The sequence below is a fragment of the Pseudomonas sp. B6002 genome (assembly GCF_013385985.1).
GTDB lineage: Bacteria > Pseudomonadota > Gammaproteobacteria > Pseudomonadales > Pseudomonadaceae > Aquipseudomonas.
In genome coordinates this window covers 1-10,420 of record NZ_JACAOY010000048.1, presented here as the reverse complement: position 1 = coordinate 10,420, position 10,420 = coordinate 1, and the positions used below count along the sequence as shown (strand labels likewise).

Below are 10,420 nucleotides of genomic sequence, written 5' to 3'. Positions count from 1 at the left end.
GGCTTTTCCAAAGTGAGCCGCCGTAAGGGCGGAACCCTAAGTAGCCTTTACCGCAGCAACGGATATGTACTCAATCCCCAAAAAATTGCCCCCCACTCAATCCAAAATGAAGCTTTCATGACAAAAGTTCGGTAGCTCCCACCCCCTCCCGTCTCTCCTGTGTAACGCGCTGGATACGATCAAAAGTCGTCTCCCAAGCCGTCAGCAGGACGCCAGGAGTGGGGCAAATGGGAACTATGGAACGTTATTCGAAAGTAGGCATGCAGGAGCTCGACCAGCGCCTGTCGAAGATCGTCGAAGCTGCGCGCAAGAAGCCGGTTTCGGTATACCGCTACGGCGCGCCGTGGGTGTGGATCGTCTCCCAGGACGACTGGCAGGGCGCCTTGAAGGAAGTGTCCAGCTACATCCCCTCCGGGCACTCGCTGGTGCTGTTGCGCCCGCAGATCGACGAGGTGCTCGACAGCCACCGTGATCTGCTCCAGACCGACCCTGGCATGTCCATCGCGCCGCACACCGTGGTGCACATCCTCCTGCTGCAACTGCTGTATTCGGTACCCAGCGAACAACAGCTGCACGAGCAGCTCAACTACAACCTGCTGTTTCGCTGGTTCGTCGGCCTCGACCTGAACCAGCGTGTATGGGGGATCCAGACCCTGCAGCGGGATATCGCCACGCTGCTGAACAACCCGCACGCGGTACAGCTCATCCAGAAAATCATCGGTGAAGTGTTTTGTGGCGCCTTGCTGCACATGCCGGAGTTCTCGTTGAACTTCGCCTTGCTGCACACCTGGCTGGCCCGGCACAGCCATCTTTCGACCACCAGCAATTGAGCAGGCCGAACGCCGTGCAATCGGCGAAGGCATACAACTTTTTCAGAAAACCAGGGGGCGGTGTGGAGCATCTGTTCAAGTCAACGCTGGCGCTGTGCCTGACGCTGGGGGCCTTGGCCCAACCGGTGCTGGCCGAAGAGGCCGGGGACGCGCCGGCACGCCGGGTGGACGTCAACGAGTACTTCGTGCGCGGCAATACCGTGCTCGACGCGGCGACCATTGAGGAAGCGGTGTACCCGTTCCTCGGTCCGCAAAAGACCCTCGACGATATCGAGGGTGCACGCGATGCGTTGCAGAAGATCTATCAGGCGCGGGGTTACCAGTCGGTGTTTGTCGAGTTGCCCGAGCAGAAGGTCGATGACGGCATCGTCTATTTGCAGGTCAGCGAAACCAAAGTCGGCCGCGTGCGTGTGGTCGGTGCCAAGCACTATTCGCCGGTGGAAATCCGCGAGCAGGTGCCGGCGCTGGAGGAGGGCGCCGTGCCGGATTTTGCCACGGTGCAAACCCAGCTGGCCGGCCTCAACCGAGGGGCGGGGCGTCAGGTCACGCCGCTGGTACGCGAAGGCGCACGCCCCGGCACCATGGACGTGGACCTGCAGGTGGAAGACCAGAACCCCTGGCACGCCAGCCTCGGCCTGAACAACGACTACAGCGCCGACACCGAGAAGCTGCGTTCGGTCGCCACCCTGGGTTACGACAACCTGTGGCAACTGGGCCACAGCATTTCCCTGACCTACTTCACGGCGCCCGAGGACAGCAGCAATGCCAAGGTCTGGTCGGGCTCCTACAGCGCGCCGTTGAATGAGCGCTGGACCCTGCAGTTCTCTGGCTACCAGTCTGACAGCAACATCGCCACCATCGGCGGCAGCAACGTGCTGGGCAAGGGCCATTCCTATGGCGTATCGGCGATCTACAACCTGCCGGCAGCAGGCGCCTGGGCCAACTCGTTCTCCTTTGGCGTGGACTTCAAGGACTTCGACGAAGAGATGAAATTCGGCTCCAGCAGCGACCAGGTGCCGCTCAAGTACGCGCCGTTCACCCTCGGTTACAACGGCTACCGCTACACCGAACAATCCCAGCTCGGCCTGGGCTTGAACCTGATCGTGGGGACTCGTGCGTTTTTCGGCTACGGCAGCGACGCCGAAGAGTTCGACTACAAGCGCTACAAGGCCAGCGCCAGTTTCGCGGTGCTCAAGGGCGATCTCAATTACACCTACACCTTCACCAACGATTGGCAGTCGGCAACCAAGGCGGCGTTCCAGCTGGCCTCGGGGCCGCTGGTTTCCAACGAGCAGTACTCCGCCGGCGGCGCCACTTCGGTACGCGGCTACCTGGCCGCGGAGCGCACCGGCGACGAGGGCTATTTGCTTTCCCAGGAACTGCGCACGCCGTCCCTGGCCAAGTACCTGGGCAGCTATGTGCAGGAATGGCGTTTCTATGCGTTCGCCGAAGGCGCACGCCTGCGCCTGCACGACCCGCTGCCCGAGCAAGAAGACGAATACAGCCTGGCCAGTGTCGGCCTGGGCACCCGCGCCAGTTTGAGCAAATGGTTGTCCGGCAGCCTGGACTGGGGTTACCCGCTGCTCGATGGACCGAACACCCAGAAACAGGACTCGCGACTGCACTTCAGTGTGCAGGCGACTTTCTGACTTTTTCTTCCGGAGACTTCACCCATGCAACGCCTATTCCTGAGCCTGTTGATCTGCCTGGGCTTCACGCTCCCGGCCACCGCCCATGCCTGGTGGCAGGACGACTGGCATTACCGCAAACAGATTTCGGTCGATACCACCGCCCAAGGCGCGGCGATCAACCAGGCCCTGGGCCGCACTGCGCTGCTGGTGCGCCTGCACACCGGCAACTTCTCCTTTGACGGGGTCAAGGACGACGGCGCCGACCTGCGCTTTGTCAGTGCCGATGACAAGACCGTGTTCAATCACCAGATCGAAAGCTTCGACCCGCTGATGGGCATGGCGCTGATTTGGGTCGATGTGCCCAAGGTCGAGGGTGGCCAGCGCCAGGACCTGTGGATGTACTACGGCAACCAGAAGGCAACGGCGACCGCCAACGGCCAACTGACCTTCGATCCGAACTACACCGCACTGTTTCACTTTGACGGCGCCAACGGCACGCCAGCCCGGGACACCACGGCCTACGCCAACACCGCGCTGAACGCCACCGGCGCAAGCATCGATGGCGTCATCGGCCGCGCCCTGCAACTCAGTGGCCAACCGCTGATGTTGCCTGCCAGCCCATCGCTGCAACAGGCGGCTGGTGGCGCATTCACCTTCAGCACCTGGCTGCGCCTGGACCAGGCCAGCGGCGAGCAAGTGGTGTTCGCCCGACGTGACGGTGGCCACAGCCTGTTGCTCGGCTTGAACCAGGGTATGCCGTTCGTGGACATCGATGGCCAGCGTGCGGTGTCGACCCAACCGCTGAACCCGGGCCAATGGCAGCACCTGGCGTTCACCGCCGAGGGCCAAAAAATCGCGCTGTACGTCAATGGCCGCGAAACCGCGAGCCTGGCGGTCGCGTTGCCGGCGTTCAACACGCAGTTGGCCATTGGTGCCGATCTGCCAGACGCCGCGAGTGGTCACCTGCCGTTCGCCGGCGCCATCGATGAGTTGCGTCTGTCCAAGGTGGCCCGTCCGGCCACGCTGCTGCTGGCCGACGCGAGTGCCCAGGGCGCCGAGTCGAAACTGGTGGCTTACGGGGTGGATGAAGAACAGTCGGGTTTTGGCTTCGGCAGCCTGGGCTTCTTGCTCAAGGCCGTGCCGGTGGACGCCTGGGTGATCATCCTGGTGCTGGTGGCGATGATGGTGCAGTCGTGGTTCATCATGCTGCGCAAGAACCGCATGGTCAGCCGCGTCAGCAGTGCCAACGAAGTGTTCCGCGAGCAATTTGCGCAGATCGGCACGCGCCTGGAAATGTATTACGACGATGAAGTGCTGGCCGAGCGCCTGACCCACTCTTCGCTGTGGCGCCTGTACCGCGTGGCGGTCAAGGAGATCCGCACGCGCCGCGCCCAGGGCGCCGACACCTCGTCGGTATCGGCCGCCACCATCGAAGCGATCCGCTGCTCCATGGACGGCGTGCGCACCCGTGAAAACCAGGCCCTCAGTGCCAAGCTCTCGACCTTGTCCAACGCTATTGCCGGCGGCCCGTATATCGGCCTGCTCGGTACCGTGCTGGGGATCATGGTGGTGTTCCTCGGCACGGCCATGGCCGGTGACGTGAACATCAACGCCATCGCCCCGGGCATGGCGGCGGCCTTGCTGGCCACGGCCATGGGCCTGTTCGTCGCGATCCCGGCGCTGTTTGGCTACAACCGCCTGATCACGCGCAACAAGGAAGTCAGCGCCGACATGCGCGTGTTCGTCGACGAGTTCATCACTCGCCTGGCGGAGATGCACGGCGAGAGCCAGTCCAGTGAGGCGGCCCATCGCCGCGAGCACCACGCCACCGTGCCGGCCTGAGGAGAATCGCCATGGCTTCCGTAAACGCCTCCCACGACGATGAAGAAGATGCCGCCGTCGACAGCATCAACATCACGCCCCTGGTGGACGTGCTGATGGTGGTGCTGGTGATGTTCATCCTCACCGCCACTGCCCAGGTCTCGGGTATCCAGATCCATCTGCCCAAGGCCAGCGCCTCGGTGTCGTTGTCGGAGGCCAAGACCAAGGCTATCTCCGTCAACGACGGCGGCCAGGTGTTCCTCGATGCGTACCCGGTGACCCTCGGTGAGCTGGAAGAGCGCCTGCGCATTGAGAAAGCGCTGAACCCGGACTTCCCGGTGATCGTGCGCGGCGACGCGCTGGTGCAGTACCAGAAGGTGATCGAAGTGCTCGATTTGCTGCGACGGCTGGAGCTGTCCCAGGTCGGGCTGGTCACCGGCAAACCGAGCCAGGGCTGAGTCATGACCGCACAGATCCCGATTGCGCCCCTGGCGGTGAAAAAGAAGCCGCCGTTGCGCCCGTTGAAATGGGGCGCCGGCTTGCTGCTGGGCGCCGTGGCCGCCTGGTTCTTGTGGCAGTGGGCCAATGACATGAGTGGCGTGCGGCGTGAAGCGCCCAAGGTGCCGACGATTATCCCGTTGCCGCCACCGCCGCCACCGCCGCCGGAAAAACCCAAGGAGCCCGAGCCCCAGGTGGAAGAAAAGGTGACGGAACCGGTGCCCAGCCCCGAACCCGAAGAGGTCAAGCCCGCCGAAGAGGCACCGCCTTCACCGGCGGACGACCTGGCCAACCCGATGCAGATCGATGGCGATGCGCAGTCCGGCAACGATGGTTTCAACATCGGCGCCGGCAAGGGCGGCGGCATGGCGGGCAGTGGCGGCGGCGGGTTGGGCACTGGCACTTACAAACAGTACCTGGCGGGCACCTACCAGCGCCTGATGCGCGAGGACCCGGAGCTGCGCAAGAAGGCCTTTGCCATACAGATCGACCTGTGGCTGGGCGCGGATGGCCAGGTCACGCGAGCGGTGGTGGCCAAGTCCAGTGGTGACAGTGAGACCGACGCCCAGATGCTCGCGCTGGTGCAGGCACCGCGCGCCACACAGAAGCCGCCGGCGTCGCTGACGCTGCCCATGCGCTTGTCCCTCAAGGGCCGGCGTCCGGATTGATCGAACCCTCTTTCTACGGTTTTTTACAGGAGTTGCGTACACATGATTTCCCCCGTGAATCGACTGACCCTGGCGGTTGGCATGGTCATCGCGACCCTGGTCGGCCAGGCGACAGCAGCGCCGGTCGCCCCCTCGGAAAACGTCACCATCAACTTGATTCGCCTGCTGGTGCAGCAGGGCGTGTTGACCCAGGACACCGCCAACGGGCTGATCGCCCAGGCCGAAAAAGAAGCCCAGCAGGCGCGCCAGGCCAACGCCGCGCCGGTGGTTGCCAGCGGCCCGGTGGCAGCACCTGGGGATGTGCGGGTGCAGTACGTGCCGCAAGCGGTGCGTGATCAGATCCGTGATCAGGTGAAGGCCGAAGTCATGGCCACCGCCAAGAATGAAAACTGGGCCCAGCCCAACACCTTTCCCGATTGGGTGTCGCGCATCAGCTTTGACGGCGACATTCGCCTGCGGGACGAGTCGCGCTACTTCTCGGGCAACAACAGCAATGAGCTGGTCGATTACGCCAAGCTCAATGAAAGCGGGCCGTACGACGTCAACAAAGACACCAACACCAAGTTACCGCCGCTGCTCAATACCACCAAGGACCGGGAAAACCTGTTCCGCCTGCGTGCCCGCCTGGGCATGAAAGCGGTGATCTCGCCGGAATGGACCGCCGGTATCCGCATCGGCACGGGCTCGGACAACAACCCGGTGTCCACCACCCAGACCCTGGGGGGCGGCTTTGGCAAGAAGGACATCTGGCTCGACCAGGGCTACCTGAGCTGGAAGGCCACGCAGGACATGACCCTCACGGCCGGTCGTTTCGCCAACCCGTTCTATTCCACCGACATGATGTATTCGGGTGATCTGAACTTCGACGGTATCGCCGCCAACTTCAACCATGCCTTGAATAACCAGTGGGGGCTGTTCGGCACCCTGGGTGTGTTCCCGGTGGAGTACACCTCCGACGCGGCCAGCAGCAACGGTTTCGATAAGGAAGACAGCGACACCAAATGGCTGTTCGGCGGGCAGATTGGCGCCAACTGGAAGATCAACCGCGACAACAGCCTGAAGGGCGCGGTGGCCTACTACCACTTCGACGATATCGAAGGCCAGCGCTCCAGCCCTTGTGCGCCTTGGGCCGGTGCGCCCGGCTGCGACTCCGATGGTTCACGCCTGGCCTTCATGCAGAAGGGTAACAGTGTGTTCTTGCTGCGCAATATCTCGCCCAACCCAGCCACGCCTGGCCTGACCCCGCAGCCGCAGTACGTGGGCCTTGCCTCCAAGTTCGATGTGCTGGACCTCAACCTGGCGTGGGACGCCGAGCTGCCGAGCGACTTCAAGTTGCGCACCCAAGGCAACTTCATTCACAACCTGGCCTACGACAAGGGCGAGATGCTCAAGCGCAGCGAAGGCGAGATCGTCAACAACATCAACAGCAAGGGCCAGTTTGAAAGTGGCGGCAATGCGTTGATGGTGCAGTTCACCCTCGGCAGTGCGCTGGAGATGCGCAAGCGCGGCGACTGGAACGTGTTGGCTGGCTACAAGTACATCCAGCCTGACGCCTTGCCCGACGGCTTCAACGACTCGTCCTTCCACCTGGGCGGCACCAACGCCAAGGGCTACTTCATTGGCGCCAACTACGGTCTCGACAAGAACATCTACGCCAGTGCGCGTTGGTTGAGCGCGTCGGAAGTGTACGGCGCGCCGTTCGAAGTGGATGTGATGCAACTGGAACTCAACACGCGCTTCTGATGCGCAGGGAGATGCCACATGAACATGCGAATTGGCGGGCTGTTGTTGCTGTTCGTCGCCACGGCGGCCTCGGCGGAAGGCATGGAAGAGCGCCTGCGTACGCAACTGCGCAGTACTACCCAGCAGTTGCAGGCGTTGCAGAGCGAACAGGCCCAGGCCAGTGCCGCGCGCATTGCCGCCGAAAACCAGGCCAAGCAGGCCCAGGCGCAGATCAAGCAGCTGACCGCCGAACTGGAAAAAGCCCGTGGCGTAGCCGAACAACTGGCCGGCCAGCAACAGAACCTGCACAGCCAGGCGCAGGCCCAGGTGGCGGCGAGCAATGAGCAGATCGGCAAGTTCAAGAAGGCCTATGACGAGTTGCTGGTGCTGGCCAAGGGCAAGGAAACCGAGCGCGCCCGCTTGCAGGCGCAACTGACTGAACGTGACACACAAGTGCAGCAATGTTCAGTCAAGAATCAACAGATGTACGGCGTGGCTCGGCAGTTGCTCGCGGCCTACGAAAAAATCGACGTGGCCGAAGTGATGAGCATCCGCCAACCCTTCGCCAGCAGCGCGCGAGTCAAGTTCGAGGAACTGGCCCAGGGGTTTGGCGACGAGCTTTACCAGAACCGCTTCGATGCGCCGCACACCGCCCTTAATCATTGATCGACAAGGAAGAGACTACGATGAGCGATGTTCAACTGATCACCAGCGTGACCCCACAGAGCCTCACCGAGCTGCTGCAGGAAGCCGGCTACCGGGTCAACCAGACCGAACAGAACGGCATTGTGCAATTGCTCAGCGCCAGCCAGGGCATCGGCTTTGCCGTGCGTTTTGGCAATGCGGCGGTAGAGCCGGGCAACTACGTGGACTTCACCTACAGCTGCGCACTGCGAGTACAAGGTGAGCTGCCCGAAGGCCTGGCCCAGGTGTGGAACGCTTCGCGCCGTTTTGCACGGCTGTCATTGCAGGGTGAATTCCTGCTGATGGAAATGGACGTGGTGGTGGCCGGTGTCGGCGCTACCCACCTGCGCAGCCAGTTGGAACTGTGGGACCGCCTGTTGCAGGAGTTCATTGTCTACCTGCGCGAGTACAGCCAGCAGGCTGCCCAATTGCAGGCGCAGGCCGCTACCGCCCCTGAGGGTGAAGAGGCGCCAGTCCTGTGAAAAAGCCAACCTTGATGGTCAGCGCCGGTGCCCTGGCGTTGCTGGTGGTTGCGGTGGGCCTGGGCTTGCGCCCGGGCAATGACCCGGTGGCTGCGCAGCAACCAACGCCTGCCGGCAAGCCGCTGCAAGACGGCCCGGCCGTGGCGCGCCTGGGCAACCAGCAGATCGACGTGCCCGAGCTGAAAAGCGTGCTGGCGAGTTTGCCCGCCGAGTCCCGCGAGCAACTGCGCGGCAATCGTGGCGCGCTGGAAACCTGGATCCGGTCGCGCCTGGCGCAAAAGGCCGTGCTCGAACAGGCTGACGCCCAAGGCTGGCGCCAGCGCCCGGAGGTGGAGCAGCAGACCCGCGCCGCCACCGAGCAGATCGTGTTCCGTGACTACATGCTGTCGGTCAGCCAAGTGCCGGCCGACTACCCCAGCGCCGCTGAACTGCAACAGGCCTACGACAGTGGCAAGGCTCAGTGGGTGACGCCACCGATGTACCGGGTGAGCCAGATCTTCCTGGCGGTCAACGACCCACAAGGCGCCGACGCCGTGCGCCGCCAGGCCCTGGAACTGAGCCGCAGGGCCCAAGCCGCACCGGGCGAATTCGCCGCCCTGGCCACGCAATATTCCCAGGACCCGGACACCGCCCAGCGCGGTGGCGACTCGGGCATGCAACCGTTGCAGCAACTGGTGCCGCAGGTCCGCGAGGCGGTGTCGCGGCTCAAGGTGGGGGCTGTGTCGGAGGTGGTGCAAAGCCCGGCCGGTTTCCACGTGCTCAAGCTGATCGGCCAGCAACCGGCACGCACCGCCACCCTCGATGAACTGCGCGAACGCCTGACCCAGGCCCTGCGCGCCCAGCGCCAGGAGCAGATCGCCAAGGCCTATCTGGAAGGCATGCTCAATACCGCCACCTTGAGCATCGACGGTGCCGAGTTGAACAAGGTGCTGGAGTAACACCCGCAAACACGCATTGGATGCACAAGACCTACAAGACAGGGAGTCTCCCATGGCATTTCTAGAACCGTCTGCCCCCCAGGGGGCTGCACCCTATCGCGAACCGATGGCGCCGCGCAGCGCCTGGCTGGCCCAGGCCGGCGAGATCGAACCGGAGGTGGCGCGCTATTTCCTGGTGAGCGCGCGCTGTGGTTGTTTCATGCAAGCGGCGCGCAGCCTGAATATCAAGGCGACGCTGCTGCGCAAGCGCCTGGCGCAGTTGGAGGAACAGCTGCGCCATTCGTTGTTCACCTACCAGGGCAATGGGCTGGTGCTCAGTCGTGACGGTCAGCAGTTGCAAGCGCACCTGGTGGCCCTGGCCCATGAGCGGCGTTTGCCGGTGGTGGAGCAACCGCTGATTCGCCTGGCGGTGGCCGAGCCGATCCTGCATGACATTCTTGGGCGCGATCTGATCGCTTTGCTGCGCCGCAATGCCAGTGTGCGGTTGGAGATCATATCCCTGGACAGCCAGTTGTCCCTGCAAGCGGTGGACGCGGATGTGGTGTTGTGGCTGTCGGATGCAGACGGGCCGTTGCCGGGGCCGAGCTTTCCGACGGAGCCGCCTCGGGCGCTGGCGCGTTTGCATTATTTGCCGCATATCGCCAAGCGGTATTCGCGGTTGACCACGCGCCCGGACAGTGTCGAGGACCTGGACGATTACATGCTGGTGCAGTGGCAGCCCGATGTGCGGGTGGATGCCTTGCAGCCCTGGAACCGGGTGGTGGAGCAGCGGCTGGCGGCGGTGGTGCAGGTGCAGGCGTATTCGTTGATGTTGGAGATGATTCGCTGTGGGGCGTGCATTGGGTTGTTGCCGCATTACATGAGCAGTTTTGACCGGGGGTTGGTGGCGTTGCCGGGGTTGCTGGCTGAGAGTATGCAGCGGCAGGTGTGGTTGGCGGTGAATGCGCGGGTGCAGGATGTTGAGGCGGTGAGGATGGTGGTGGAGTTGATTGTGGGGACGTTTGAGGGGCGGCGGGAGTGGTTTGATTGAGTTGAGTGCATATCCGTTGTTGGGGTGACGGCTGATATTGGTTCCGCCCTTACGGCGGGTCACTTTTGGAAAAGAGCCCGGAGTGCCGGCCCAGCCAAAAGTAACCATGGGCCTGT

10 protein-coding genes are annotated in these 10,420 nt (G+C 63.2%); all 10 read left to right on the top strand.

The genetic code is table 11. The features are described 5' to 3' along the window. The first annotated feature begins 236 nt into the window (after window positions 1–236). Window positions 237–830 (top strand): transposase, encoded by a 594-nt coding sequence (locus HX792_RS30195; protein ID WP_176999487.1) that lies wholly within the window; start codon window positions 237–239, stop codon window positions 828–830. Window positions 831–892: 62 nt separating this feature from the next. Further along, complete coding sequence (locus HX792_RS30190) at window positions 893–2,479, top strand: ShlB/FhaC/HecB family hemolysin secretion/activation protein (protein ID WP_176999486.1); 1,587 nt, start codon at window positions 893–895, stop codon at window positions 2,477–2,479. A 24-nt stretch (window positions 2,480–2,503) separates the two neighbouring features. Further along, entirely contained in the window at window positions 2,504–4,303 is a 1,800-nt protein-coding gene (locus tag HX792_RS30185; RefSeq protein ID WP_176999485.1) for a DUF2341 domain-containing protein, read from the top strand. A gap of 11 nt (window positions 4,304–4,314) precedes the next feature. Then, the gene (locus HX792_RS30180; protein ID WP_176999484.1) at window positions 4,315–4,740 is read left to right on the top strand and encodes a biopolymer transporter ExbD; all 426 of its coding nucleotides are present in this window, start codon (window positions 4,315–4,317) and stop codon (window positions 4,738–4,740) included. A gap of 3 nt (window positions 4,741–4,743) precedes the next feature. Next, window positions 4,744–5,448: an energy transducer TonB gene (locus tag HX792_RS30175; RefSeq protein WP_176999483.1), complete on the top strand. Its 705-nt coding sequence runs from the start codon at window positions 4,744–4,746 to the stop codon at window positions 5,446–5,448. A 42-nt stretch (window positions 5,449–5,490) separates the two neighbouring features. Beyond that, on the top strand, window positions 5,491–7,191 hold the full coding sequence (locus tag HX792_RS30170) for a putative porin (protein WP_176999482.1): 1,701 nt from the start codon (window positions 5,491–5,493) through the stop codon (window positions 7,189–7,191). Between the two features lie 18 nt (window positions 7,192–7,209). Further along, complete coding sequence (locus tag HX792_RS30165; RefSeq protein ID WP_176999481.1) at window positions 7,210–7,836, top strand: DNA repair protein; 627 nt, start codon at window positions 7,210–7,212, stop codon at window positions 7,834–7,836. 20 nt (window positions 7,837–7,856) lie between these two features. Further along, on the top strand, window positions 7,857–8,336 hold the full coding sequence (locus HX792_RS30160) for a YbjN domain-containing protein (RefSeq protein WP_176999480.1): 480 nt from the start codon (window positions 7,857–7,859) through the stop codon (window positions 8,334–8,336). Continuing rightward, the gene (locus tag HX792_RS30155) at window positions 8,333–9,274 is read left to right on the top strand and encodes a peptidylprolyl isomerase (protein ID WP_176999479.1); all 942 of its coding nucleotides are present in this window, start codon (window positions 8,333–8,335) and stop codon (window positions 9,272–9,274) included. Before HX792_RS30160 ends, HX792_RS30155 begins: the two co-directional genes overlap by 4 nt. Before the next feature lie 52 nt (window positions 9,275–9,326). Then, window positions 9,327–10,304 (top strand): LysR family transcriptional regulator, encoded by a 978-nt coding sequence (locus HX792_RS30150; protein WP_176999478.1) that lies wholly within the window; start codon window positions 9,327–9,329, stop codon window positions 10,302–10,304. Window positions 10,305–10,420: the final 116 nt, after the last annotated feature.

Bases quoted from the DNA above. Each gene is read 5' to 3' on its own strand.
- HX792_RS30195 (WP_176999487.1), top strand. From the start codon at position 237: ATGGAACGTTATTCGAAAGTAGGCATGCAGGAGCTCGACCAGCGCCTG.
- HX792_RS30185 (WP_176999485.1), top strand. From the start codon at position 2,504: ATGCAACGCCTATTCCTGAGCCTGTTGATCTGCCTGGGCTTCACGCTC.
- HX792_RS30180 (WP_176999484.1), top strand. From the start codon at position 4,315: ATGGCTTCCGTAAACGCCTCCCACGACGATGAAGAAGATGCCGCCGTC.
- HX792_RS30175 (WP_176999483.1), top strand. From the start codon at position 4,744: ATGACCGCACAGATCCCGATTGCGCCCCTGGCGGTGAAAAAGAAGCCG.
- HX792_RS30170 (WP_176999482.1), top strand. From the start codon at position 5,491: ATGATTTCCCCCGTGAATCGACTGACCCTGGCGGTTGGCATGGTCATC.
- HX792_RS30165 (WP_176999481.1), top strand. From the start codon at position 7,210: ATGAACATGCGAATTGGCGGGCTGTTGTTGCTGTTCGTCGCCACGGCG.
- HX792_RS30160 (WP_176999480.1), top strand. From the start codon at position 7,857: ATGAGCGATGTTCAACTGATCACCAGCGTGACCCCACAGAGCCTCACC.
- HX792_RS30150 (WP_176999478.1), top strand. From the start codon at position 9,327: ATGGCATTTCTAGAACCGTCTGCCCCCCAGGGGGCTGCACCCTATCGC.